General features: G+C 68.9%; 20 protein-coding genes and 1 tRNA gene. 9 read left to right on the top strand and 12 right to left on the bottom strand.

Annotated features, from left to right (window positions below; genetic code table 11):
* Window positions 1–125: 125 nt before the first annotated feature.
* A complete protein-coding gene (locus JJL56_RS25330) occupies window positions 126–1,889 on the bottom strand; it encodes an ATP-binding protein (RefSeq protein ID WP_247891243.1) in 1,764 nt (587 codons plus the stop codon).
* Between JJL56_RS25330 and JJL56_RS33355 the strand changes: the two genes are divergently transcribed.
* On the top strand, window positions 1,872–2,108 hold the full coding sequence (locus JJL56_RS33355; RefSeq protein ID WP_247891242.1) for a hypothetical protein: 237 nt from the start codon (window positions 1,872–1,874) through the stop codon (window positions 2,106–2,108). The genes JJL56_RS25330 and JJL56_RS33355 overlap by 18 nt on opposite strands.
* A gap of 112 nt (window positions 2,109–2,220) precedes the next feature.
* Window positions 2,221–3,240 carry a chemotaxis protein CheB gene (locus JJL56_RS25325; protein WP_145628800.1) on the top strand — a complete coding sequence of 340 codons (1,020 nt, stop codon included), beginning with the start codon at window positions 2,221–2,223 and terminating at the stop codon, window positions 3,238–3,240.
* Between the two features lie 192 nt (window positions 3,241–3,432).
* Here JJL56_RS25325 and JJL56_RS25320 read toward each other — a convergent pair whose 3' ends face one another.
* Window positions 3,433–5,697, bottom strand: a complete 2,265-nt coding sequence (locus JJL56_RS25320; RefSeq protein ID WP_200486764.1) for a CheR family methyltransferase — start codon at window positions 5,695–5,697, stop codon at window positions 3,433–3,435.
* A 1-nt stretch (window position 5,698) separates the two neighbouring features.
* Window positions 5,699–8,605 carry a DNA polymerase I gene (polA, locus tag JJL56_RS25315; protein WP_200486763.1) on the bottom strand — a complete coding sequence of 969 codons (2,907 nt, stop codon included), beginning with the start codon at window positions 8,603–8,605 and terminating at the stop codon, window positions 5,699–5,701.
* A 240-nt stretch (window positions 8,606–8,845) separates the two neighbouring features.
* Between polA and JJL56_RS25310 the strand changes: the two genes are divergently transcribed.
* The gene (locus tag JJL56_RS25310) at window positions 8,846–9,379 is read left to right on the top strand and encodes a hypothetical protein (RefSeq protein WP_186453055.1); all 534 of its coding nucleotides are present in this window, start codon (window positions 8,846–8,848) and stop codon (window positions 9,377–9,379) included.
* 84 nt (window positions 9,380–9,463) lie between these two features.
* Here the strand turns inward: JJL56_RS25310 and JJL56_RS25305 are convergent.
* The 3 genes from JJL56_RS25305 to JJL56_RS25295 form a co-directional block, all read right to left on the bottom strand.
* Window positions 9,464–9,540: transfer RNA gene (locus tag JJL56_RS25305), tRNA-Arg, on the bottom strand.
* 95 nt (window positions 9,541–9,635) lie between these two features.
* Window positions 9,636–10,604, bottom strand: a complete 969-nt coding sequence (locus tag JJL56_RS25300; protein ID WP_345772642.1) for an alpha/beta hydrolase — start codon at window positions 10,602–10,604, stop codon at window positions 9,636–9,638.
* A gap of 22 nt (window positions 10,605–10,626) precedes the next feature.
* The gene (locus JJL56_RS25295) at window positions 10,627–11,640 is read right to left on the bottom strand and encodes an ABC transporter ATP-binding protein (protein WP_145628805.1); all 1,014 of its coding nucleotides are present in this window, start codon (window positions 11,638–11,640) and stop codon (window positions 10,627–10,629) included.
* Between the two features lie 171 nt (window positions 11,641–11,811).
* On the opposite strand from JJL56_RS25295, the gene JJL56_RS25290 reads away from it, so the two are divergent.
* Together JJL56_RS25290 and JJL56_RS25285 are read left to right on the top strand one after the other, a co-directional pair.
* Window positions 11,812–12,003 (top strand): zinc-finger domain-containing protein, encoded by a 192-nt coding sequence (locus tag JJL56_RS25290; RefSeq protein WP_079285642.1) that lies wholly within the window; start codon window positions 11,812–11,814, stop codon window positions 12,001–12,003.
* A 344-nt stretch (window positions 12,004–12,347) separates the two neighbouring features.
* A complete protein-coding gene (locus tag JJL56_RS25285; RefSeq protein WP_200486761.1) occupies window positions 12,348–14,411 on the top strand; it encodes a putative bifunctional diguanylate cyclase/phosphodiesterase in 2,064 nt (687 codons plus the stop codon).
* A 55-nt stretch (window positions 14,412–14,466) separates the two neighbouring features.
* Here JJL56_RS25285 and JJL56_RS25280 read toward each other — a convergent pair whose 3' ends face one another.
* Window positions 14,467–15,063 (bottom strand): PDC sensor domain-containing protein, encoded by a 597-nt coding sequence (locus tag JJL56_RS25280; protein WP_200486760.1) that lies wholly within the window; start codon window positions 15,061–15,063, stop codon window positions 14,467–14,469.
* Window positions 15,064–15,248: 185 nt separating this feature from the next.
* On the bottom strand, window positions 15,249–16,391 hold the full coding sequence (locus tag JJL56_RS25275) for a c-type cytochrome (RefSeq protein WP_200486759.1): 1,143 nt from the start codon (window positions 16,389–16,391) through the stop codon (window positions 15,249–15,251).
* 150 nt (window positions 16,392–16,541) lie between these two features.
* On the opposite strand from JJL56_RS25275, the gene coxB reads away from it, so the two are divergent.
* The 3 genes from coxB to JJL56_RS25260 are packed head-to-tail and all read left to right on the top strand — an operon-like array spanning window position 16,542 to window position 20,460.
* A complete protein-coding gene (gene coxB / locus JJL56_RS25270; protein WP_200486758.1) occupies window positions 16,542–17,564 on the top strand; it encodes a cytochrome c oxidase subunit II in 1,023 nt (340 codons plus the stop codon).
* Window positions 17,561–20,092: a cytochrome c oxidase subunit I gene (ctaD, locus tag JJL56_RS25265; RefSeq protein ID WP_200486757.1), complete on the top strand. Its 2,532-nt coding sequence runs from the start codon at window positions 17,561–17,563 to the stop codon at window positions 20,090–20,092. The genes coxB and ctaD overlap by 4 nt, the downstream gene beginning before the upstream one ends.
* An 8-nt stretch (window positions 20,093–20,100) precedes the next feature.
* Window positions 20,101–20,460: a hypothetical protein gene (locus JJL56_RS25260; protein ID WP_200486756.1), complete on the top strand. Its 360-nt coding sequence runs from the start codon at window positions 20,101–20,103 to the stop codon at window positions 20,458–20,460.
* A 10-nt stretch (window positions 20,461–20,470) separates the two neighbouring features.
* Here the strand turns inward: JJL56_RS25260 and JJL56_RS25255 are convergent, their stop codons facing one another.
* Window positions 20,471–21,334 carry a DUF2189 domain-containing protein gene (locus JJL56_RS25255; protein WP_200486755.1) on the bottom strand — a complete coding sequence of 288 codons (864 nt, stop codon included), beginning with the start codon at window positions 21,332–21,334 and terminating at the stop codon, window positions 20,471–20,473.
* A 232-nt stretch (window positions 21,335–21,566) separates the two neighbouring features.
* Here JJL56_RS25255 and JJL56_RS25250 point away from each other — a divergent pair, with 232 nt between their 5' ends.
* The gene (locus JJL56_RS25250) at window positions 21,567–21,860 is read left to right on the top strand and encodes an acylphosphatase (RefSeq protein WP_145628821.1); all 294 of its coding nucleotides are present in this window, start codon (window positions 21,567–21,569) and stop codon (window positions 21,858–21,860) included.
* Window positions 21,861–21,904: 44 nt separating this feature from the next.
* On the opposite strand, the gene JJL56_RS25245 is transcribed toward JJL56_RS25250, so the two are convergent.
* The 3 genes from JJL56_RS25245 to JJL56_RS25235 all read right to left on the bottom strand — a co-directional run bounded on the left by JJL56_RS25245 (window position 21,905) and on the right by JJL56_RS25235 (window position 25,696).
* Window positions 21,905–23,266, bottom strand: coding sequence for a nucleobase:cation symporter-2 family protein (locus tag JJL56_RS25245; protein WP_200486754.1), 1,362 nt, complete (start codon window positions 23,264–23,266; stop codon window positions 21,905–21,907).
* A gap of 362 nt (window positions 23,267–23,628) precedes the next feature.
* Complete coding sequence (locus JJL56_RS25240) at window positions 23,629–24,873, bottom strand: threonine ammonia-lyase (protein ID WP_200486753.1); 1,245 nt, start codon at window positions 24,871–24,873, stop codon at window positions 23,629–23,631.
* Window positions 24,874–24,889: 16 nt separating this feature from the next.
* Window positions 24,890–25,696: a carbon-nitrogen hydrolase family protein gene (locus JJL56_RS25235; protein WP_200486752.1), complete on the bottom strand. Its 807-nt coding sequence runs from the start codon at window positions 25,694–25,696 to the stop codon at window positions 24,890–24,892.
* Window position 25,697: the final 1 nt, after the last annotated feature.

Below are 25,697 nucleotides of genomic sequence, written 5' to 3'. Positions count from 1 at the left end.
GATGCTTCCGAGAAAAACCGGCATGTCCCGGCCGACCCCTTAATCCGAGTAGGGGATTAGGTTAATCGGACTATGCCGAAGGAACAAGGGACGATTGGTCGCAGCCCAGCACCGCCGTGCCACTTTCAGGAGGGCAGCACCTCGCCCAGCGCCCCGGCCAGATCCGCGGGCAGCACCGGCTTGTGCAGCAGGCGGCAGCCGAGCGACATGGCCTCGCGCAACCGCTCCGGGGCGGTGTCGCCGGTGATGATGATCCCCGGCACCGGCCAGCGCCGGCGCACCAGCTCGACCACCGAGCGCCCGGAGTCGCCGCCCGGCAGGCGGTAGTCGGTCAGCACCACATGGGGGCGCCGCAGGCTGGGCAGCGTCGCGGCCAGCTCCGCCGTCGAGGACACGGCGACCACGCGCAGCCCCCAGCGCTTCAGCATCATGGTCATGCTGCGACGGACCTGCTCGTCGTCCTCCACCAGCAGCACCGTGCGCCCCTTCAGCCGCGGTTCCCGGCTGGTCTCCGGGGCCGGAACCGTTACGGCGCCGGCCTCCGGCTTGCGGGCGTAGGGCACCGTCACCGAGAAGACCGAGCCCGACCCGACCCGCGAGCGCAGCGCCACCTCCACCCCCAGCAGGCGGGCGATGCGCGACACGATGGACAGGCCCAGCCCGAAACCCTGGGTGGCGTTGCGCTCCGGGTTGTTGAGCTGGCGGAACTCCTCGAAGATGGCCTCGCGGGCGTCCTCGGGGATGCCCGGCCCGTTGTCCCACACCTGGAACTCCACCCCGTCGGCCCGGCGGCGGCAGCCGACCAGCACCCGCCCTCTGCCGTCCATGTCCTTGGGCCGGCCATGCGCGATGGCGTTGGACAGCAGATTGCGCAACAACCGTTCCAGCAGGTGGGGATCGGTGGACACCGCCAGACGGCTGGGCCGGCAGCGCAGCTCGATGGACGACGCCTCGGCCACGCCGCGGAATTCCTCGGCCAGACGGGTCATCAGGGCCGCGGGGGAGAAATCGCTGACCGACACCTCGATGACGCCGGCCTCCAGCCGGGACAGGTCGAGCAGGCCGCTCAGCATGCCGTTCAGGCTGTCGATGGACGCCTTCAGCCGGCTCAGCGATTCCTGGGCGATCGGGTCGGCGCCGACCGACCCGAGCAGGACATGGGCGTAGAGGGCCGCCGCCTGGATCGGCTGGCGCAGGTCGTGGCTGGCCGCGGCGAGGAACTTGGTCTTGGCCCGGTTCGCCGCTTCCGCAGCCTCCTTCGCGCGCTTGAGCTGCTCCTGCGTCTGCTTGCGCTCGGTCACGTCGCGGAAGATCACGGCGATGCGGCGCTGTTCGGGGGTGCCGACCTTGAAGACGTAGAAGCTGATCCATTTTTCCAACGGCCCGGCGTACAGCTCTTGCCGCGTCGACTCCCCGTCGCGCGCCGCACGGCCAAACACGTCGTACCAGTGGTCTTCGAAAGCCGGGCTGATTTCGCGCAGCCGCCGACCGACGAAATCCTCTCCGGTCATGCGCCGCGCCGCCGGATTCATTTCCAGATACAGGACATCCGCCGGCCGGTCGCCGTCGAACATCACGTCGGCGAGGAGAAAGCCCTCGTCCATCGCCTCGAACAGGGCGCGGAACCGCCGCTCGCTCTCGCTAAGCTGCGTGGTACGCTCCTCGACCCGCTGCTCCAGATCGGCGTTGGCCTGCTCCAACTCCTCGGTGAGGGTCTGAAGCTCCTCATAAGAGGTCTGGAGTTCCTCCGACAGATAGGATTCGTCCCGGCTGAGGGCGTTCAGCCGCTGGTTGGTGTCGGCCAAGGCGTCGAGCAACTCCGCCTGGCGCGATTCCGACAGGGCGAGGCGCTCGCGCAACGCGGCGATCTCATGCCGCTGGGCGTTCATCTCCTCTTCCATTTGAATCCGGTCGGCCGCCAAAAGGCGCGCTTCCTCCTGCGCATCCTGCGCCGTCACCAGGGCCTGTTCGAGGCTTTGGTCCAATTCTGTGACGCGCTGAACCAAAAATTCGCGCTCGGGCAATTCGCGTTCGGGATCGCGCGTATCGTCCCCCGCGCGGATGGATGCCGACTTGCCCAAGCTCCCTCCCTCGCTGGGAGCGAATGATTGCACAGACGGCTCAACAGTGCGCGCGTGGAAAAGTTATAGAACCAAAGCCGGAATTTTCCGACCACCATGCTGTTGCTTTCTTGCATGCAAGAACTGCTGTTTCCGGATCATGGACAAGAGGGACATTCTGGCCATTGGGGCCTCCGCCGGTGGGATCACCGCATTGCAGAGGCTGTTCGCGGCGATGCCGCGCGACGTGACGGCCACGGTCTTCGTCGTTCAGCACATCGGCGCCACGCACAGCGTGCTGCCGACGGTGCTGTCGCGCGCCGGCTGGCTGCCGGCCTTCCATCCGGACGACGGGGAACCGGTGCGCCCCGGCTGGATTCACGTCGCGCCGCCCGATCACCATCTGCTGGTCAAGGACGGCTGCGCGCTGGTGCGCCGCGGGGCGCGGGAGAACCGATGCCGGCCGGCCATCGATCCGCTGTTCCGGTCGGTGGCGGTCGCCTACGGGGTGCGGGCGGTGGGGTTGATCCTGACCGGCACGCTGGACGACGGGACCGCCGGGCTGCGCGCCGTGAAGCGCTGCGGCGGGCTGGCAATGGTGCAGGACCCGGAGGACGCCGAGTGGCCGGACATGCCGTGCAACGCCATGCGGCATGTCTCCGTGGACGCCTGTGCCCCGCTGTCCGACCTTCCGGCGCTGCTGACCCGTTTGCTGACCGAGCCGTCCGGCCCCGCGGTGCCGGTCCCCGCCGACATCGCGATGGAGGCGCGCATTCCGGAGAACGGGTTCGACGCGGTGCCGGAACTCACCGCCTCCGTGGGCAAACCGAGCACGCTGAGCTGCCCCGATTGCGGCGGCAATCTGGTGGAGATCGAGGACGGCCCGCTGCTGCGTTTCCGCTGCAAGGTCGGCCATGCGTACGGCCCCGCGACGCTGGCGGAGTTCCATCGGGAGTCGATCGAGCAGGCCATCTGGGTGGCCCTGCGAACCCACGAGGACCGCGCCATAATGTTCCGGCGCCTGGCCGACCGGGCCCGTGCGCATGGGCACCCCACCGTCGAGGCCAATTGGACCCGGTCGGCGCAGGAGGCCGAGCGGACCGTGGCGATGCTGAAGGACGTGCTGTCCGGACCGGGGCAGGAATTGGCGGGCGGCATGGCCACCGAAGAGGGGATTTGAGGGGCTCCCGGAGCGGTGCCCATTCACCCTTCGACGTTCCCCGGAAGCGGCGGCGCGCCCGACCGCTTCCAACCGTCCCTTAAAGCGAATTTTCATTCGCTTTGGATTCACATGGCCTCATTTGCCGGCTGGGCTTCGGCCGCATGTGCGGCCGGGACCGCCGTCGCGGTCCAAAGCGGATTGCAATCCTCTTTAGTCCGCCGCCGCCGTCTCGCCGCCCAGATGCTGGCGTTCGGTGGTGTCGTGCACGATGGCGACGAGGATCGGCGGCTGTTCCCCGCCGAAATGCTGAAGGCAGACCTCGACCGGATGGGGACCGCGCTGGCTGCCCTGCATCACCGTTTCGAAGACCACCTCCTGCTTCTCGCCCGAGAGAAGGGGGGCGACGAGAGCCCGGAACCGCTCCGCCGGCACCTCGGGCATCAGGTCGTGCACGGCCAGTTGCTTCAGGTGCTCCAGCTTGTAGCCCAGCTTGGTTTCGGCCCCGCGGTTCACCAGCAGGAAATGGAAGCTCGACGGGTCGAGGAAATAGACCTCGTTCAGGGATTCGCCGATGACCCGCCCGAGATAGCCGGCGAGGGCTTCGGTCCGGGTCTGTTCGGTCACGTCCTCGATGATCAGGACGATGCCGCGGGCCTCCCGCGCCTCGTACAGCAGCGGGGAGAGCCGGACCCGGCAGGTCACCGCGCGGCCGCGCCGGTCCACGGCGTTCAGCATGACCGGCGTCTGCGGCGACTCGCTGTGCAGGACGTTCTCCAGGTCGGCGCGGAGCCGCTGCACCGGCAGGCCGATGTCGAGGTCGAGGAAGTCCTCGTCCTGGACTTCTTCGGCGCGCAGGCCCCACATGTTCTCGCCCCAGCGGTTCCAGGAGCGCACGCGCAGATCCTGGTCCAGAACGATGATTCCCACGTCCATGCTGCGCAGGATCGATTCCGAGTAGCGGCGGAACTCCCCGGATTCCTCGCCCTGACGACGCAACTCCTCGTTGGCGACCTCCAACTCCTCGTTGGCGGAGCGCAGCTCCTCATTCATGGTCTCCAGTTCCTCGTTGGTGGACTGGAGTTCCTCGTTGGTGGTTTCCAACTCCTCGTTGGTGGACTGGAGTTCCTCGTTGGTCGTCTCCAGCTCCTCGTTGGAGCTTTGCAGCTCCTCGATCGTCGTCTCCAGGCTTTCCTGCGCGGCTTCCAGCTCCTGCTGCACCTGGAAATGCCGGCTGGTGTCGGTGAAGCCGAGCAGCGTGGCGAAGGGCTTGCCGTCGCGCCCGTAGAGCAGGGAGATCTCGATGCTCAGGCGCATCGGCTCGCCCGGCGGGCGGGCGAATTCCTGATGCTCGATGCGCACCACGCGCCCGGTCTTCCGCACCTCCTCGATGCGCGAGCGCAGCTCCGCCGGGCGGTAGGAGATCGACAGGTCCTGGAACGGGCGGCCGATGTCGATCTCGCCCACGTCGAGAAGGCGCCGGGCCATGGTGTTGGCGAAGACGAGGATGCCGTCGCCGTCGACCGACAAATAGGCGGTGGCGCTGCTGTCCACGATGCCTTCCATCAGCCGGCTCTGGAAGCTCTGGCGATGGTTGTTGTCCGGCGCGATGGTCAGACTGCCGCCCGGGCTGCGCCGCCATTCCTGCGGCACCTTGCGGAAGATGCGGCTCTTCAGGTTCACCGGCTCGAACATCTTGGAGCGGGCGAGCTGGGTCTCCGCCTTGCCGAGGAACAGGACGCCGTCGTTGGTCAGCGCGTAGTGCAGGCGCGGCAGGACGATGTTCTGGGTTTCGCTTTCCAGATAGATCAGCAGGTTGCGGCACACCAGCAGGTCGATGCGCGAGATCGGGGCGTCGGTCACCAGATTGTGGCGCCCGAAGATCACGCATTTGCGCAGCTCGCGCTGGAAGACGTAGTGGTTGTTGGTGCGCTCGAAATACCGGTCCAGCAACGGGGGCGGCACGTTCGCCACGTCGCGCGGGGAGTAGATGGCGTGCCGGGCGGTGTTCAGCGCCGCGTCGTCCAGATCGGTCGCGTAGATCTTCACCCGGTTGATGAAGGCGTCCTTGCCCAGCGCCTCCGCGAGCAGCATGGCGAGGGAATAGGGCTCCTCCCCCGACGCGCAGCCGGCGCTCCAGATGCGGATGGGGTCGCGGTCGGAGCGCTGGGCCAGGATCTGCGGCACGACCTCCTTCCGCAGCACGTCCCAGGAGTCGGTGTCGCGGAAGAAGGAGGTCACGTTGATCAGCACGGTGTTCAGAAGATGAATGAATTCCTGCGGGTCTGCTTCCAGCAGGCCATGGTAGACGGCGAAATCCTCGCAGCCCGCCTCCTCCATCCGGCGGCGGATGCGCCGTTGCAGGCTGGTGCGCTTGTAGCCGCGGAAATCGAGGCCCCGGCTTTCCTGGATGTAGCGGATCAGCGCCTCGAATTCGGGTTCGGCGGAGTCCTTGGCGCCGGAATCCTTGCCGGACATCTCAATGCGCCTCGTCCCAATTGTTGCCGATTCCGGCGTCGGCCACCAGCGGCACGCCGAGCGTGGCGGCCCCCTCCATGACCGCGCGCACCAGCGCGGCGGCGCGTTCGGCCTCCGCGTCCGGGGCTTCGAACAGCAGTTCGTCGTGGACCTGGAGCAGCATACGGACGTCGTCGAAGCCGGCTTCCTTCAGGGCGCCGGGCACGCGCGCCATGGCGCGCTTCATGATGTCGGCGGCGGTGCCTTGGATCGGCGCGTTGATCGCCTGCCGTTCCGCGAAGGCGCGGCGGGCGGCGTTCTTGTCGTGGATGCCGGGGATGTAGCAGCGCCGCCCGAACAGCGTCACCACATGGCCGTTTTGGCGCGCGAAGGCCTTGGTCGCCTCCATCCACACCTTCAGCTCGTGGAAGCGCTCGAAATAGGCCTTGATGAAGGCGTTGGCCTCGCCCGGCGCGATGCCGAGCTGGCGGCCCAGCCCGAAGCCGGAAATGCCGTAGATGATGCCGAAGTTGATCGCCTTGGCCTTGCGCCGGATCTCCGAGGTCATCTGGTCCAGCGGCACGCCGAAGACCTGGCTGGCGGTGGCCGCGTGAATGTCGATGCCGTCCTGGAACGCCTGTTTCAGCGCGGCGATGCCGGCCATCTCGGCGACGAGCCGCAGCTCGATCTGCGAGTAGTCGACGGAGATCAGCTTGTGCCCTGGTGCCGCCACGAAGGCACGGCGGATCTTGCGCCCCTCCTCGGTGCGGACCGGGATGTTCTGCAGGTTCGGGTCGGTCGAGGACAGGCGGCCGGTGTTGGTCGCCGCCATGGCGAAGGCGGTGTGCACCCGCTCCGATCCTTCGACGATCTGGGCCTGGAGCGCGTCGGTGTAGGTGTTCTTCAGCTTGGCGAGCTGGCGCCAGTCGAGCACGCGCTGGGCGATGACGTGGCCCTGTTCCGACAGCTCCTCCAGCACGCTGGAATCGGTGGAGTAGGCGCCGGTCTTGCCCTTCTTGCCGGTGCCGAGCTTCATCTCGTCGAACAGGATCTCGCCGAGCTGCTTGGGCGAACCGATGTTGAAGCTGCGCCCGGCGTGCCCGTGGACCTCCTTCTCGATCTCCGCCATGCGGACGGCGAGGTCCTGGGACAGGCGGGCGAGCGCCGCCCGGTCCACCCGGATGCCGCAGGACTCCATGTCGGCGATCACCGGGACCAGCGGGCGTTCCAGCGTCTCGTAGACGGTTACCATCCGCTCGTCGACCAGCCGCGGCTTCAGCACCCGCCACAGCCGCAGCGTGATGTCGGCGTCCTCCGCGGCGTAGGCCAGCGCCTTGTCCAGCGGCACGCGGTCGAAGGTGATCTGGTTCTTCCCGGTGCCGCAGACCTCCTTGAAGGGGATGGTCGTGTGGGCGAGGTGCAGCTCCGCCAACTCGTCCATGCCGTGGCCGTGGGCGCCGCCCTCCAGCACGTAGGAGATCAGCATGCTGTCGTCGATCGGCGACACGCGCACGCCGTGGCGGGCGAACAGCTGGTGGTCGAACTTGAAATTGTGCCCGATCTTCAGGATCGCCGGGTCCTCCAGCACCGCCCGCAGGGCCTTCAGCGCGTCCTCCGCCGGGATCTGCTTCGGCGCTTCCGGCGTCTCGAAGGACAGCTCCCCGCTGGCCGCGGCGTTGGGGGCCTGATGCGCCAGGGGGATGTAGCAGGCCAGCCCCGGCTCGGTCGCCAGCGAGATGCCGACCAGCGTCGCCGTGGCGGGGGTCAGCGAGTCGGTTTCGGTGTCCACGGCCAGGACGCCGGTGTTGCGGGCGCGCTCCAGCCAGACGGCCAGGGCGTCGAGATCCTGCACCAGCTCGTAGCGCTGCTCGACGTCGGTGGGCGGGGCGGGGCGGCTGCGCGGCGCGCCGGCCTCCGCCGCCGGGGCGGGGGAGGTCGTGGCGGTCCCGGCCGGGCCGGCGGACGGCGTGGCGGAGGGAACCGCGCCGTCGGCGATGGTGCCGTCCTTGCGCATCTCCGCCTCGACGCGGCTGACGATGGTGCGGAAGCCCTGGGCGCGCAGGAAGTCGATCAGCTTCTGGTGGTCGGGCTCGCGGACGCGCAGCTCCTCCAGCGGCTTCGGCGGCGGGGCGTGGTCGTCCAGCAGGACGAGGCGGCGGGAGATCCGCGCCTGCTCCGCGAAGTCGATCAGCTTCTGGCGGCGGGCCGGCTGCTTGATCTCGCCGGCGCGGGCCAGCAGCGATTCCAGGTCGCCGTATTCGGTGATGAGCTGGGCGGCGGTCTTCACGCCGATGCCCGGCACCCCCGGCACGTTGTCCACGCTGTCGCCGGCCAGCGCCTGCACGTCCACCACCCGGTCGGGGGCGACGCCGAACTTCTCGAACACCTCGTCGGGGCCGATGGGCTTGTTCTTCAGCGGGTCGAGCATCCGCACGCCGGGGCGGACGAGCTGCATCATGTCCTTGTCGGACGACACGATGGTGACCTCGCGCCCGGCCTCGTTGGCCAGCCGCGCGTAGGTGGCGATCAGGTCGTCGGCCTCGTAGCCCTCCAGCTCCAGGCAGGGCAGGCAGAAGGCCTCCGTCGCCTCGCGGATCAGGGCGAACTGGGGCTTCAGCTCCTCCGGCGGCTCGGGGCGGTGGGCCTTGTATTCGGGATAGAACTCATTGCGGAAGTTCAGCCGCTTCGAATCGAAGACCACCGCCACGGCGGAGGCCTTCAGGTCGGCCAGCAGCTTCAGCAGCATGTTGGAGAAGCCCAGCACCGCGTTGACCGGCGTGCCGTCCGGGCGGTTCAGCATCGGCAGGGCGTGAAAGGCCCGGAAGATGAAGCCCGACCCGTCCACCAGATACAGGCCGCTGCCGTCCCCGGCGGGTGCGGGGGCTTCGCTGGCGATCTGGAGCGTGTCGGTGGTCTTTTCGTCGGACATGGTGCGGCCTCTTCCCTTCGGGGCGATACCATGGCCGAAGGCGGCCCGAGAGTCGAGCGCGCCCGACGCCGTTGGAGGGCTGGAGACACCCAGCCCGATTCGGGTGTGCATGAACGGTCGAAAGGTGTCCGCCGGGTGCCCTCGGACGACGCTGGAACCATGAGCAGGAACCATGAAAGGAAGCATCTGTTGCGAGTTCTTATGGGATGCCCTGCGCAACAGCCATCGACCCGCCCCGCCATGAACCATTATGTCGCCGGAGCCATCGCCGGGCTGGCCGGCACCGTCGCCATGACGGCGGCCATGCGCGCGATGTTCCGCGCCTTGCCGGAAAAAGACCGGTACCCCTTGCCGCCGCGCCTGATCACGGACCGGGTCGTCGGCCCGACCGGGCTGCTGGACGCGCTGGACGAACCGGAGCGCCGCGACCTGACGCTCGCCCTGCATTACGGCTACGGCGCCGCTGCCGGGGCTCTGTATCCGGCGGTCGCGCAGCGCGTCGGCGGACCGGCGGTGGCGACGGGAATCGGCTACGGTCTCGCGGTCTGGGGTGCCAGCTATCTCGGTTGGATTCCGGCGATGCGCATCCTGACCCCCGCAACCCGCCATCCGAGCGCCCGCAACAGCCTGATGCTTGCCGCCCATGTGGTGTGGGGAGGGGTAACGGGCGTTACGGCCGCGTATTTGATGGGAGAGGCGAAGGATGGCCGATCCGGTGCGCAGCCGATGGCGGGCGCTCACGAGCATGCCTCTGCTGTCCGGGAGCTGGCATAGCGCTCCCACAGCGATACGGCGATGCAAACGGGGATATGAATAATAAAGGCCTAGCGCGCATTGCGGCTAAGCCTTTGAAATCGCTGGCGGACCCGAATGGATTCGAACCATCGGCCTCTGCCTTCGGAGGGCAGCGCTCTATCCAGCTGAGCTACGGGTCCATCATCAGCGGAGGCGCACCATAGCGAAAAGCCTCGGCCAGTGCAAACACTCCTTTCGACATTTTTTCACCCCCGCGGGGGCCGTCCATCCGCGCTTATTTCGCGGCCAGAAGGCTGCGGTTGCGGTCGGCGCCGCTCGCCAGGGGCTGCTTGGGATTCTCGATCCAGGCGGCGATGTCGTTGACCACCACCTGCCCCCTCAGGTCGCGCAGCAGCATGTGCCAGCCGTCGGGATAGACCGCCACCACATGCCGCCCACCGGTCTCGAAATCCTCGACCGCGCGGCTGACGGGGGTCTTCGGCAGAACCTCCTCGTGGGCGCCGTAGAGCACCAGGGAGGGCACCGACAGATGCCCGCAGGCGGCCAGGGCCGTGCCCATCAGATTGGTCAGTCCCTCCAGCGCGTCGATGCGGGAGCCCTTGATGACCAGCGGGTCGCGGCCCAGCGCGCGCAGCATCTCGATGTTGTCGGACGCCTGGATCTTCAGCTCCTTGGGCGGGTGCACCACCATCCCCGGCACCATGGTGTAGCTGAGCCAGAGCAGCGCCCGCGGGAGGAGGCCCATCGCGTCGCGGCCCCAGACGGCGGGGGCGACCAGGATCGTGCCGTTCACCGTCGGCGGATTCGGGCCGGTCATCGCGGTCAGCACCACGGCACCGCCCATGCTCTCGCCCATCAGATAGACCGGCAGGCCGGGGTGGCGGGCGTGGATCTGGGACACCGCCGCCTTCAGGTCGGCCACCAGCGTGTCGGTGCCCGGCCAGATGCCGGTGTTCCGCGTGGCGCCGAACCCGCGCTGGTCGTAGGCGTAGACGGCGATCCCCCGCGCGGCGAGGCTGCGCCCGGCCCCGTCGAAGGCGTTGGAGTAGTCGTTGTAGCCGTGCAGCGCCAGCACCACCGCTTGCGGCGCCCCCTCCTCGGGCAGCCAGCGGCGCAGCGGCAGTTCGAAACCGTCGGCGGCGATCAGGGCACGGTCGGTCAGGGCCGGCTGGGTCACCGGAAGTCCCATCGGCTGATAGGCCGGGGTGCAGCCGGACAGCAGAAGGCCGATCCCGACGATCACGCTCGCAATCCGGCCGGCCGCCCTACGCCGCATCGTGCGCGATCTCCTTGCGGGCGTGCGCGCCGCCGGTCAACTGCAGGAAGATGTCCTCCAGGTCCGACTCCTCGGTGCTGAGATCGACCACCCCCAGCCCGGCTCCGGCCAACGCGGCCAGGATACCGTCCACCCGCTGGCGGCTCGGCTGGTAGCGGACGATCAGGCGCCGCGGCTCGGCCAGTTCGGCGGAGAAGGCGGACAGTTCCGCCGGCACGGCGTCCAGGTCGCGGTCGACCAGAACGGTCAGCGCCTTGGCGTCCACCCGGCGGAGCAGCGAAGCGGTCGGCTCGCAGGCCACCACCGTGCCGTGGTTGATGATGGCGATGGAGTCGCACAGCTCCTGCGCCTCCTCCAGATAGTGGGTGGTCAGCAGCACCGTCGAGCCCTCGCGGTTCAGCTTGCGCACATGCTCCCACAGCTGGATGCGCAGTTCCACGTCCACGCCGGCGGTCGGCTCGTCCAGCACCAGGACGGGCGGGGTGTGGACCATCGCCTTCGCCACCATCAGCCGCCGCTTCATGCCGCCCGACAGCGAGCGGGCGTAGGCGTCGGCCTTGTCGCGCAGTCCCACGGCCTCCAGCAGCTCCTCGGTCCGGCGCTCGGCCTTGGGCACGCCGTACAGCCCGGCCTGAAGCTCCAGCATTTCCCGCGGGGTGAAAAAAGGGTCCATGTTCAGTTCCTGGGGGACCACGCCGATCGACGCCCGCGCCTGGCGCGGATGGGCGTCGATGTCGGTTCCCCAGATCGAAACCGTGCCGCCGGTCTTGTTGACCAGCCCGGCCATGATGTTGATGAGCGTGGACTTGCCCGCCCCGTTCGGCCCCAGCAGCCCGAACACCGCCCCGCGCGGAATCGCCAGGTCGATGCCCTTCAGAGCCTGTTTCGGCCCTGCCTTGCCGGAGGCCTGATAGGTCTTGGTGAGGCCGCGCACCTCCACGGCGTAGGCGGGGACGGTGTGGGCGGGCAGGGCGGCGTCGTTCAGCGGGGCGTGCGCAACCATGGAGTCGAAAGGGCCTTTCCGGTCGTGCCCCGAGTCCGAACCCCCGGGGGCGATCACTGTCCAATCACTTGATCCGTCCGGCGCGTTGGGTATGATCCGACCCCGCGCGCGTGCCTCATTCGGTGGGCATCTTAACGATGGCGTTAACGCGCGCGTGTGTCAAAGTGGAGGATGTCTGCCATGCAGCCAATTGAAACGATCGAAGTCGAAACCCTGACCGTCGGGTGCGACGGTGGTGGCGGCGCGCTCGGCCACCCGCTGGTCTATCTGACGCTGAGCGCCGAGGGGAAGGTTGAGTGCCCCTACTGCTCGCGTCACTTCGTCCTGAAGGAAGGCGCCAAGACGGGCACGCACGGGCACTGAGTCCGTGCGGCGCACTTTTGCGGCGGCGCTTTTTTACAGGGCGGAAATCCCGCGCACGAGAAAGGGCCGGAGCGATCCGGCCCTTTCTCGTGTCTGCGCCACGGGCCGATTCTGTGGCCCATCCGCCACCTCTCTCCGTGGTGATGCAACGTGCGGGCGGGGCGGGTCATATGCCTCTTTTATTGCAATTGTGAAAAATATAAAACGAACCGCCTTGACGCGCGTCGCGATCCGCCTTCTACTTTTTTGCGGCGCAAAAGAGGCGTCCAACGCAATTGCCCGCTCAGGTCCTTCGCATGCTTTTTCCTGAGGCCACCGCTCTCGCGCCAGATGAGGCCCGGTCCATGAGCCAAGAGACGGAAGAGCAGTACAGAAGTATTTTCGAGAACGCGGTCGAAGGTATTTACCAGACCACGGTGGACGGACGTTATTTGCGGGTCAACCCGGCGCTGGCGCGCATCTATGGCTACCGCTCGCCGGCCGACCTGATCGACAACCTGACGGACATCGCCGGGCAGCTCTACGTCGATCCCGGCAAGCGCGAGGCCTTCGCCCGCCTGATGGCCGAGCGGGACGTGGTGCAGAGCTTCGAGGCGCGGGTCTTCCGCAGCGACGGCTCGATCATCTGGATCTCGGAGAACGCGCGCTGCGTGCGCGATCCGCAGGGCCGCATCCGCTACTACGAAGGCACCGTCCAGGACATCACCGAACGCAAGCAGCACGAGGAGAAGATCCGCCTGCTCGCCACCGTCTTCGACAGCGTGGCCGACGGCATCCTGATCGTGGACCCCGACCTGTCGGTGCAGGCGGTCAACCCGGCCTACGAGGTGATGACCGACTTCCAACGCGAGGAGCTTCTCCACCGCCCGCTGGTGATCTTCGCCCCAGGTTCGCACGAGCGCGCCTTCATCGAGGACATCTGGCGCACCGCCCGCACGGAAGGGCGCTGGCAGGGCGAGGTGACCAGCTTCCGTCATTCCGGCGACGCCTTCGCGGCCTCGCTGTCGGTCACGGCGGTGCGCGCGCCGGGCGGGGCGATGGAGCATTACGTGCTGACGCTGGCCGACATCAGCCAGCGCAAGGACCAGGAACACCAGATCCGCTACCAGGCCAGCTTCGACCGGCTGACCGACCTGCCCAACCGCTGGCTGGTCTGCGAGCGGCTGGAGGAGGCCATCGCCCGCGCGCAGCGCATGCGCACCAAGGTCGCCGTGGCCTTCCTCGATCTCAACCGCTTCAAGCAGGTGAACGACACGCTGGGCCACCACGCCGGCGACGACCTGCTGAAGCTGGTGGCCAAGCGGCTGCGCAACTGCACCCGTGTGTCCGACACGGTGGGCCGGCTGGGCGGCGACGAGTTCCTGATCGTGGCGCCCGACGCGGTGGACCGCGCCGCCGGCGCCCGGCTGGTCGAGAAGATCCTCTATTCGATGGGCGAGCCCTTCGCCGTCCACAACCAGGAGCTCTTCTGCGGCGCCTCGATCGGCGTGGCCTTCTTCCCCGACGACGGCGAGACGGCGGACCAGCTGCTGCGCAACGCCGACCTCGCCATGTACCACGCCAAGCGCAACCCGGAATGCAAGTTCGTCTTCTACGAGGCGGGCATGCGGGAACGCACCGGCTTCACGCTGGGGCTGGAAAGCGACCTGCGCCGCGCCGCCGCCACCGGCGAGGAGTTCGCGCTGCACTTCCAGCCCAAGGTGGACATGCCGCACCGCGGCTCCCACCGGGTGATCGGGGCGGAGGCGCTGATCCGCTGGCACCACCCGGTCCGCGGCCTCGTCAGCCCGGCGGAGTTCATCCCGCTGGCCGAGGAAACCGGCCTGATCTGGGAGATCGGCGCCTGGACCCTGAAGGAAGCCTGCGCCCGGCTGGCCGGCTGGCTGGCGGCGGGGCTGGACATCGCGTCGGTGTCGGTCAACCTGTCGCCGCGCCAGTTCCAGGACGCGCGTCTGGTGACCTTCGTCCGCGACGTGGTGGAGCGCAGCGGCGTGCCGCCGGAGCGGCTGGAGCTGGAGCTGACCGAGGGCGCCATGATCGGCGACATCGAGAAGGCGGTGACCATCCTGCACGGGCTGAAGGGGATCGGCATCCGCCTGTCCATCGACGATTTCGGGACCGGCTATTCCTCCCTGGCCTATCTGAAGCGGTTCCCGATCAACACGCTGAAGATCGACCGCAGCTTCGTCCGCGACATCGTGCAGTCGGCCACCGACCCGGCCATCGTCAACACCATCGTGAATCTGGCCGAGAGCCTGGGCTTCGACACCATCGCCGAGGGGGTGGAGACGGAGGAGCAGGCGGACATGCTGCGCCGCCAGCGCTGCACGCGCATCCAGGGCTTCCTGATCAGCCGCCCGCTGGACGTGGACGCCTTCGAGCGCTTCCTGGTGGAGAACGCCGGGTAGGGCGGCTTCCCGGTGGCGGCCCGGCGGGTATGGGCCGGCGGGAAGCCGCGCCCCGTCAGTTGCCGAGCTTGTTGGTGTCGAGCACGATCATCGCCACGCCGATCTTCTCCTTGCTGGCCGGATCGAGCACGGGAACGCTGACCTCGGTCAGCATGGCGTTCGTCCCGGCGTCCTTCTCCGGGTCGGTCATGTAGAGGTCGGAGCCGCCGCTGTAGACCTTCTGCCACTTCGGCTCGTCGCCCTGCCAATAGTCGGAGGTGCCGCCGGTCTGGGCCACGTTCAGGCCGCGGTTGTCCATCAGCAGGATCTCCACGATCCGGCCGTTGCTCTTGTCCGTCACCTCCTTCAGACGCTTGGTCACGGCGTTCGCGGCGATCTTGTCGTAGGTGGGGTTGGCGGACTTGGCCTTGGCCGCCGCCTTCCAGTCGTTGTCCATGGCGTCGATCTTGGCTTGGTCGAGGCCCTTGTTCTGCGCGTTCTGGGCCTTGACGGCGTCGACGATCGCGGGATCGGCGAGCCAGGTCTGGGTCTGCGGGCTTACCGTCTTGCGGACGGTGGTTTCCAGGGCGGGATCGGCGGCGTAGGCCGGCAGGGTGCCGAGCACGGTCAGAACCGCCGCGGTGGACAGGAGCAGGGAAAAGCGTTTGGACATCGATTCCTCCCATGATTGATCCGCCCACGGGCTGCCTTCGCGGCCTGTGCTCCGTGGGCGCAGAACCATAGGTCCCGCTTCATCCCGCCGGTCAGAGGAATGCGTGAATTATTCCGTGAGACGGAAAATCAGCAAACCTAACCATTGTTGTTCTTGAACGGGTGGCGCTTGGCCGGGGGCAAGGTTCAGCGCTCTCCCTCCGTCTCCGCCGTCTGCCGTGGGCGGCTCTGCGCGTAGTGCAGGGATAGGGCGCGGATCTGCTCCTCCGTCAGGTTGCGGACGGCGGCGCCCATGATCCTGGACAGCGGCGTGTCGCCGTGCGCGTCCTTCTGCCAGAGGCGGAGCTGGCCGGCGATGTAGCTCGCGTGCTGGCCGTCGAGGCGGGGGTAGCGCGGGTCGCGGTCCTCGCCATGGCAGCCGGAACAGGCCGGAACCCCGGTGGCGCGGTCGCCGGACTCGGCCAGCCGGGCACCCAGTTCCAGCAGGGCCGGATCGGCGTCGGCGGGCGGGGGCGGGTAGGGGGCCGCCGTCTGCCCCGCATAATGGTCGGCCAGGGTGCGCAGAATCGAATCGTCCAGCCCGGCGGCCACCGGCTGCATGATGCCGCTGTGCCGCCCGCCCTCGGCGTAGGCCTTCAGCGCGTGGAAGAGATAGTCGGCGTTCTGCCCGGATAGGCGGGGGAAGGCGGCGGTGCTGTCCCCGGTGCCGCCCCCGGCACCGTCATAGCCGTGGCAGCGGGCGCAGTTGTCCAGCACCTCGCGGGCGGAGCCGTCCAGCATCGCCAGATCGCTCAGGGCGGAACGGTCGCCGTCCGGCGGCGTCTCCCCGAAGGCCAGACGGCGGTATTCCTCGGCGCTCATGCCGTCGAGCCGGCGCAGGAAGGCGGCCACCGCCCAGGGCTCGTCGTCGCGCGCCTGCGCGGGCCAGGCCGGCATGCCGGCGTATTTGATGCCGTTGTAGGTGATCCAATAGAGCTGCTTGTCCGTCCAATCCCCGGCATGACCCGGCAGGAAGGGCGGGGTGGGCAGCATGTGGCGCGAGATCGGGTTGCGCCCGACGTCCGGCGCGCCGTGGCAGGGAGCGCAGCCATCCTCGTAATGGCCGGCGCCGCGCCGGATCAGCGCCGGGTCGTTGAGGTCGGGCGGATCGCCCACGAAGGCGGCGTGCGTCTCGATGGAGCTGCGCATCGCCATGCTGAAGAACCAGTGGACCGGCGGCCAGTGCTCCTTGCTGGCGGCGATGCTGTAGAGCCCCGACCAGGCGAACAGGAAGCCCCCCACCGCTTGGGCGCCCAGAACCAGCCCGATGATCGTCAGAACTCTGCGCATGGATGGGACGCTCCGGCGGTTGTGAGTGTTCGTCCCCGAATGAATGCTCCCCCGATGACCGAAGTTCCGGCGGAACCTGTGGCGACGCCGTGAGTTTAGCCGTGCAACGACGCCGCCCGCCGCCGCGGGCCAACGCCGCGAGGGGGGTGCATGGACCGCAGGTCTGGCCGCAGCGAGGGACGCAGACGGAACTGGCGGGGGGCGGCCCTGGCCGGCGGAATGGGGCTCCTGGCGGCCTGTGAGCGGGGTCCGCAATCCGCGCTCCACCCCGCCGGACGCAACGCCGAGGCGATCCTCGACCTGACATTGCTTCTCGTCGCCGGGGGCGGGGTGATCTTCCTTTTCGTCATGGCGCTGGCGGGGTACGCCGTCATCGCCCGGCCGGAACGTTTCCCCGGAAGCCGCGCCTGGATCATCGGCGGCGGCATCGTCTTTCCCATCGTCACGCTGACCGCGCTTCAGGTCTACGAGTTCGCCGTGGCCCGGCAGTTGTCGGACACCGGCGGGGTGGAGCCGCTGCGCATCGAGGTCACCGGCAACATGTGGTGGTGGGAGGTCCGCTATCCTGATGTGGGGGAGGGGGGTGAGGTGCTGCGCACCGCCAACCGCCTCGTCATCCCGGCCGGGCGGCCGGTGGAGGTGGTGGTGACCGCGGCGGACGTGATCCACAGCTTCTGGGTGCCCAGCCTGGGCGGCAAGATGGACATGATCCCCGGCCATGAGAACCGGCTGGTCCTGGTTGGGGAGCGGCCCGGCACCTACCGGGGCCAGTGCGCCGAATATTGCGGCGCCCAGCACGCGCTGATGGCCTTCGACGTGGTGGTGGAGCCGCCCGACCGCTTCGAGGACTGGCTGGCCGCCGAGCGCGGCCCTGCCGCCGAGCCCGACGGGCCGCAGCAGGCCGCCGGGCGCGACGCCTTCCTGCGCTCCGGCTGCGGGTCCTGCCACACGGTGCGCGGGACGCCGGCCAACGGGGCGGCCGGGCCGGACCTGACCCATGTCGGCGGACGCGGCGCGCTGGCCGCCGGGACACTGCCCAACACGCCGGAGGCCCTGGCCGGCTGGATCGCCGGGTCGCAGCACATCAAGCCGGAGAACCGCATGCCGTCCTTCCCGATCCTGGGCGGCGACGATCTGCACGCCATCGCCGTCTGGCTGGAGAGCCTGAAATGACCCCGCCGCTCGACGATGCCGCCCTGCCCAACCGCCTGCCCCGTCCGAAGGAGGAGCTGGAGACGCTGAAGCGGGCCTGGAAGCCGACCTCCGGCCTCGGCCTGCTGAAGGAGGTGAACAACAACATCATCGGCGTGATGTACATCGGCACGGCGCTGCTGTTCTTCGTCATCTCGGGCACGCTGGCGCTCGTCATGCGGACGCAGCTCGCCGTGCCGGAGAACGACGTGCTGGGGCACAGCCTCTACAACCAGTTCTTCACCGTGCACGGCACGGGCATGATGTTCCTGTTCGCCGTGCCGATCGTCGAGGCCATCGGCGTCTTCCTGCTGCCCTCCATGCTGGCGGCGCGCGACCTGCCCTTTCCGCGGCTGTCGGCCTTCGCCTTCTGGGCCTATCTGTTCGGCGGTCTGGCCTTCTTCTGCTCGCTGATCTTCGAGGTGGCGCCGGACGGCGGTTGGTTCATGTACCCGCCGCTGACCAGCATGAGGTTCTCGCCCGGCATCAACGCCGATTTCTGGCTGCTCGGGATCGGCTTCATCGAGATCTCGGCCATCGCCGGGGCCATCGAGATCATCGTCGGCATCCTGCGCACCCGCCCGCCCGGCATGACGCTGGACAAGATCCCGGTCTATTGCTGGTCGATGCTGGTGATGGCGGGGATGATCGTCTTCGCCTTCCCGGCGGTGATCATCGCGACCGCGCTGCTGGAGATCGAGCGCGCCTTCGACTGGCCCTTCTTCATCGCGGAGCGGGGCGGCGACCCGCTGCTCTGGCAGCACCTGTTCTGGTTCTTCGGCCATCCGGAGGTCTACATCATCTTCCTGCCGGCGGCGGGGCTGGTGTCGATGATGGTGCCGACGCTGGCGCAGCGGCCGCTGGTCGGTCACGACTGGGTGGTGGTTGCGCTGGTCGGCACCGGCTTCTTCAGCTTCGGCCTGTGGGTGCACCACATGTTCGCCACCGGCATCCCGCCGCTGAGCCTGAGCTTCTTCTCAGCCGCCAGCATGGCCGTTTCGGTGCCTGCCGGAATCCAGGTCTTCGCCTGGATCGCCACGCTGGGCAAGGGGCGGCTGCAATGGACCGTGGCGACGTGGTTCCTGCTGGGCTTCCTGTTCATCTTCGTGGCCGGTGGCCTGACTGGCGTGATGGTGGCGGTCATCCCCTTCGACTGGCAGGCCCATGACAGCTACTTCGTGGTGGCGCACCTGCATTACGTGCTGATCGGCGGCATGGTCTTCCCGGTCTTCGCCGGGCTGTATCACTGGTGGCCGACGCTGAAGGGCACGATGCTGTCGGAGCGGCTGGGGCGCTGGGCCTTCTGGATGATGTTCATCGGCTTCAACGTCGCCTTCTTCCCCATGCATGTCAGCGGCCTGATGGGCATGCCGCGCCGCGTCTACACCTATCCGGGGGATCTCGGCTGGAACGCCCTGAACATGGTTTCGACCGTCGGGGCCTTCGTGATGGCCTTCGGCATCCTGCTGGTGCTGATCGACATGGTGCGCGACGCCTTCGGTCGGGGGCGCCCGGCGCCGGAGAATCCGTGGAAGGCGGGGACGCTGGAGTGGATTCCGAACGACGACTACGCCACGCGCAGCATCCCGCACGTCCGCTCGCTCTACCCGCTGTGGGACAACCCGAACCTGTCGCGCGAGGTGCAGGAGGGCGCCCATTACCTGCCCGGCGCCCCGACCCGCCGGCGCGAGACCATCGTGACCAGTCCGATCGAGGCCCGGCCCCAGTATCTGATGCCGATGCCCGGCCCGCACTGGAGCCATTTCCTGGCCGGTCTGTTCACCGCCGCCCACTTCATCTGTCTGGCGGTGCAGCTCTATTGGGTGTCGCTGGTGCCGGGGGTGCTGGCCATCGCCTCGGTCTTCTGGTGGGTGTGGAGCCTCGACAAGGGGGCCGACCATCCGCCGCAGGACGTCGGCGGGGGCTGGCGCGTGCCGGTCTATCTCCAAGGATCGGAGAACCATTCCTGGTGGGGGACGGCGGTCCTGCTGCTGGTGGACGGGACGGCCTTCGCCTGCCTGTGCTTCACCTACGTCTTCCTGTGGACGGTCAGCCCGGACGTCTGGCCGACAGGCACCGATTCCCTGCCGGGGCTGGGGTGGCTGTTGGGCGAGGCGGCGCTCTGGGTCGTGGCGGCGGGGGCGATGCTGCTGGCGAGCCGCGCCGTGGCCGGCAACCGCTCCTGGGCGATGCGGGGCCTCCTGCTCGCCGGTCTCCTGCTGATGCTGGCCGCCGCGGTGGCCGAGCCCTACAACCACATCGGCAGCGGCCTCGTGGCGTCGGAGAGCGCCTATGGCGCCATCGTCTACATGCTGGCCTCCTGGCAGGTCTTCCACGTCGTGATCCTGGTCCTGATGACCGGCCTCGCGCTGGCGCGCTCCTTTGCCGGGCGGCTGCACGCGCGGCGGCGGGTCACCTTCGACAACGTGATGCTGGTGTGGCTCTATACCTGCGGGCAGGGCGTGGCGTCGCTCCTGCTGGTGCATCTGTTCCCGCGTCTGGCCGTGTGAGGTGGGGCATGGAGAAGACGGCGTTCACCGCGACCTTCACCGGAATGATGTCGGCCTTCCTGATCTGGGCGGTCCATTTCGCGGCGGTCTATGGCATCAACGGGCTGATCTGCGCCCGCGAATGGGACGGGGTGAATCTGTACGGGCACCCCGTCGCGGTGGTGCTGATCCTCGGCGCCACGGCCATCGCCCTGCTGCTGGCCGCGGGCGTGCTGGCGGCGGCGCTGTGGGGCGCCGCTCCGGGCCGGCGGACCAGCGAGGACCCGCGCCGCTTCATCCGCCTGTTCACCGCGCTCGCCGCCGCGGGATCGCTGGTCGCCATCCTGTGGAACGGGCTTCCCGCCCTGCAGGTGCCGGCTTGCGGCTAACCCGGCTGTCTCACTCCGGGATCAGGCGCCGGTAGAGGTGCCAGGTGGCGTGGCCGAGCACCGGCATGACGATCACCAGCCCGACGAAAGCGGGCAGCGAGCCGAGCAGCAGCCCGCCCGCCACGATCATTCCCCACAGCGCCATGGGCTCGGGATTCCTCAGCGTGGCGCGGACGGAGGTGCGGATGGCCGTCGCCACGCCGACCCGGCGGTCCATGAGAAGCGGGAAGCTGACGACGCTGATCGCCAGCACCAGAACGGCGAACAGGAAACCGATCCCGATCCCCAGCACGATCATCGCCCAGCCGGCGCGGGTGGTGAACAGCGCCTGGGTGAAGGCGCTCCAGCCCTCCGGCGCCAGCGGGGCGAGGGTCGCCATGTAGATGAGCTGCGCCGCCACCAGCCACAGCAGGAACACCGCCGTCAGGATCGCCCCCATCGCCAGGATCGCCCCGAAGGCCGGGGAGCGCGCCACCGCGAAGGCGTCCGCCCAGGACACGCGGTCACCCCGCTCGCGCCGGCGGCTCATCTCGTAGAGGCCGACCGCGGCGAAGGGGCCGATCAGCACGAAGCCGGAGGCCAGCGGGAACAGCAGATGCAGCGCGTTCCCGTGAAACACCACCTCGGCCAGCAGCAGCCCGACCAGCGGGTAGATCAGGGCGATGAAGAGGACGTCGGTGCGGCAGGCCATGAAATCATGGAGTCCTTTCCTCAGCGCGTCGCGCAGGTCGTCGCTGCGGATGCGCCGCACGGTCGGCTCCAGCGCCGCCCGTTCCCGCGCCGGCGGGGCGATGGCGTGGCCCGCTTCGGCCAAGCCGTGGGACCAGGATTTGAAATGGGCCGCTCCCCATTCCGCAGGGTTTCGGATGGTCATGTCCGTTCCTCCCGAACCGTTCGTTCAGGGTGCGCGAGCCCGCCCGTGCCCGGTCGCGGCCTTCGCTGTCGCGGCCCGGCGGTCACAGGAGGTCCCGCGCCCCGCCATGCATGGATGATACGCCGACGAATGGTTGGCGGGATTGTTCATTGGGGGAGGGGCACGCCGGGTTTTCCTGAACCGGCGCCTGTCCTATTGTCCCGACCATAGGGAGATGACACCGGGGATGGGAATGGCGGACGACGACAACCGCAAGGCCGTGCTGGCCCGCGTTCATGGCAGGGTGCAGGGTGTGTGGTACCGCGGCTGGACGGTGGACACGGCGAACCGGCTGGGGCTGGCCGGCTGGGTGCGCAACCGCGGCGACGGAACGGTGGAGGCGCTGTTCGCCGGCCCCGCGGACGCCGTGGATCGGATGCTGGAGGCCTGCCGCCGCGGCCCCTCCGCCGCCGTGGTCAGCGACATCGCCGTGGAGCCGGCCCGCGATCCCGGACCGGGCGTCTTCGAGCAACGCCCGACGCAGTGACGCCCGGCCGGGATCGAGCCCCCGACCCCAGCCGGGCGTCGTCCTCACGCCTCCGCGGTTTTGGCGGCGGCGACGAACTCCGCGCTGCCGGCCTTGCCCAGCCCGTTGAAGAACAGGTTCAGCAGGACCGCCGCGATGGTGCCGAGAAGGATGCCGCTGTGCAGGAGCGGCGACAGGAAGGGCGGCATCTTCTGGAAGATCTTGTCGGCGACCAGCGGCACCATGCCCAGGCTGATGCTGATGGCCACGACGTAGATGTTGCCGCGGTTGGTCGTGTAATCGACCTTCGCCAGGATTTTGATGCCGGTCGCCGCCACCATGCCGAACATCACCAGACCGGCCCCGCCCAGCACATAGGTGGGGACGGAGGCGACGACGTGGGCCAGCTTCGGGAACAGGCCGAAGGCGACCAGGATGACGCCGCCGGCCACGCAGACCCAGCGGCTGCGCACGCCGGTGATCCCGACCAGCCCGACATTCTGCGAGAAGGAGGTGTAGGGGAAGGTGTTGAAGACGCCGCCGATCAGCGTGCCCAGCCCGTCCGTGCGCAGGCCGCGGGTCAGCTGCTCCGGCGTCACCGGGCGGCCGACCATCTCGCCGACCGCCAGGAACATTCCGGTGGATTCGATCATCACGACGATCATCACCAGCGACATGGTCAGGATCGACCAGAACTCGAACACCGGCGTGCCGAACTGGAACGGGCGGATGACGTCCACCCACTTCGCCTGTCCCACCCCGTCGAAGCTGACCAGCCCCAGAACCATGGTCAGGGCGAAGCCCGCGACGATGCCCAGCAGGACCGAGATGTTGGCCCAGAAGCCCTTGGCGTATTTGGTCACCAGCAGAATCACCGCCAGCACGAACAGCGCGACGCCGAGATAGAGCGGATCGCCGAAATTCGGGTTCCCGGCCCCGCCACCGGCCCAGGTGATGCCCACCCGCATCAGCGAGATGCCGATGATGGCGATCACGGTGCCCGTCACCACCGGCGGGAACAGCGGCAGCATGCGCCCGACCAGCGGGGCGGCCAGCGTGGCGAAGATCCCGGCTCCGATCACCGCGCCGTAGATGCCGAGCAGTCCCAGCGACGGGTTCCCCGCCATGGCGACCATTGGGCTGACCGCGGCGAAGGTGACGCCCATCATCACCGGCAGGCGGATGCCGAACTTCCAGAATCCCAGTGTCTGGATCAGCGTGACGATGCCGCAGGCGAACAGGTCGGCGTTGATGAGGAGCGCGATCTGGTCCTTGGGCAGCTTCAGCGCGCCGCCAATGATGAGCGGCACGGCGATGGCCCCCGCGTACATCACCATCACATGCTGCATGCCCAGCGCCAGCAGGCGCAGCAGCGGAAGCTTCTCGTCAACCGGGTGGGGTCGGGTTGGTGATTCCAGCGACGACATGATCCATGACCTCCGCGAATGAACAGGCGCGAAATGCATGGCCCGTGCCACAACCGGCGGGGCGGAGGATTGTGGTGGAGTCTGCCCGGATGTGCCGCTAAAGCCAGCGGTGCTCGGGAGGGATGCTCAATCCATGGGCAGATCCATATCCCCTCTCCCCACTGGGGGGAGGGTTAGGGTGAGGGGGTTGCGCGTGTCGGACTGTCCGGCAAAAGCGCAACCCCCTCACCGGCTCTCAGCGGATGCCATAGGCATCCGCCTGCCGCCGTCAGCGCTGGCCTTCGGCCAGTGCGAGAGGCCCTTCGGGCCACCCTCTCCCCAGAGGGGAGAGGGCTATTGCACCGCAAGCGAAGGGGCTCGGGTCAAGGCCGCACGCTGGACAGCGGCTGCACCGCTTCCGCCACCACCGCCTTGCGGACGGGCAGGCCGGCGCCGCGCAGGGCTTCGGTGATGCGGTCGCCGTGGCCCTCGTCCTCCACCTCGATCAGCAGGGCGACCTCGGCGGACTTGACGGAGAAGGCGCCGAACAGGCGCTGGTGCTGCACGTCGATGATGTTGCCGCCGCACTCCGCCACGATGCGGGCCACCTGGGCCAGCGCGCCGGGCTGGTCGGCCACGTCGATGTCCAGGTTCAGCAGGCGACCGTCGCGGGCGAAGCCGCGCATCAGCACGTTGGCGAGCGTGCGCGTGTCGATGTTGCCGCCCGACACGATCAGGCCGACCCGCTTGCCGCGGAAGCGCTCGGGGTGGAAGAGCAGGGCGGCCAGACCGGCGGCCCCGGCGCCCTCCGCCACGGTCTTCTCCACCTCGATCAGCATGGCGATGGCGCGCTCGATCACCGCCTCGGGCACCAGCACCACGTCGCAGCCGTTCTGCTTCAGGATGTCCATGGGCCGGTCGCCGACGTCGCGCACGGCGATGCCCTCGGCCACGGTCGGGCCGCCGACCTTGACCGGCTGCCCGGCGAGGCGCTGCGCCGCGGCCGGGTAGGTCTCCACCTCCACCCCGACGACCTCCAGGCCGGGCCGCAGCGCGCGGGCGGCGACCGCGGCCCCGGCGGCCAGCCCGCCGCCGCCCACCGGGATGGCCAGCGCGTCGAGGTCCGGCACCTCCGCCAGCATCTCCAGCACGACGGTGCCCTGGCCGGCGATCACCGCGTCGTCGTCGTAGGGATGGACGAAGACCAGCCCCTCGCGCTTGGCGAGGTCGTGGGCGAAGGCCGCGGCCTCGGCCAGGGAATCGCCCTCCAGGATGACGGTGGCGCCGTGGTAACGGGTGCGCTTGACCTTCACGAAGGGGGTGAAGCGCGGCATGACGATGGTCGCCGCGATGCCCAGCCGCTTCGCGTGGTAGGCCACGGCCTGGGCGTGGTTGCCGGCCGACATGGCGATCACCCCGGCCTTCCGTTCCTCCGGCGTCAGATGCAGCAGCCGGTTGGCCGCCCCGCGCTCCTTGAAGGAGGCGGTGAACTGGAGGTTCTCCAGCTTGACCCAGACCTCGGCGCCGGTGATCTGCGACAGGGTTTCCGAGCGCAGGAAGGGCGTGCGGCTGATGCGTCCGGCCAGCCGTTCGGCGGCGGCGTGAATGTCGTCGATGGTGACCGGCATGTGTCCTGTTCTTCCTCTACGAACCGCCCTTCCCAGGCGCGCTGGAGACCGCACCGTACAGGTCCGGGCGGCGGTCCGCCAGATGCGTGCCGACGCGGCGCAGGGCGGGGTCCAGATCGACGGTCAGCAGCGCCTCGCCGTCGCCCGCCCGCGCCAGCACGCTCCCGTCCGGCGCCGCCACGCTGCTGAGCCCGCAATAGCGCAAACTCCCCTCCCGCCCGCAGCGGTTGGCGTAGGCGACGAAGATGCCGTTCTCGAAGGCGCGGGCCGGGACGATGGTGGTGGCGACGATCTCATAGGGCGCCATCAGCGCGGTCGGCACCAGCAGCACGTCCACCCCGGCCAGCGCGTGGCGGCGCACCAGTTCGGGAAACTCCACGTCGTAGCAGATCGCCACGCCCACCCGCATCCCGCCGACGCCGGCGGTCGGGAAGGCGTCGCCGCCCGGCGCGAAGGAGCCGCGGTCGAGATCGCTATAGAGATGCGCCTTGCGCTGGTTCAGGAGGGGCCGCCCGTCCGCCCCGATCAGTTGCGCGGCGTTGTGGACGGCGCCGTCCACCCCCCGCTCCGGGTAGCCGTAGAGGATGGCGATGCCGTGCCGCTGGGCGATGTCGGCGACCCGCGCGGCCATCGGCCCGTCCGCCGGCTCGGCCAGGGCGCGCACCGCCGCCGCGCCGATGTCGTAGCCGGTCAGGCCCATCTCCGGCCCGACCAGCAGGACGGAACCGCGCCCCGCCGCCTCCGCCGCCGCCCGCTCCAGACGGTCGAGGTTGCGGTCCGGCGCACCGGGCTCCGCGTCCGCCTGGAACAGGCTCAGCCGCATG

This window comes from Azospirillum aestuarii (genome assembly GCF_016632405.1).
In the GTDB taxonomy this organism is placed as follows: Bacteria; Pseudomonadota; Alphaproteobacteria; order Azospirillales; family Azospirillaceae; genus Azospirillum; species Azospirillum aestuarii.
The sequence above is the reverse complement of the archived record's forward strand: the minus strand, read 5'-3'. Positions and strand labels throughout refer to the sequence as shown.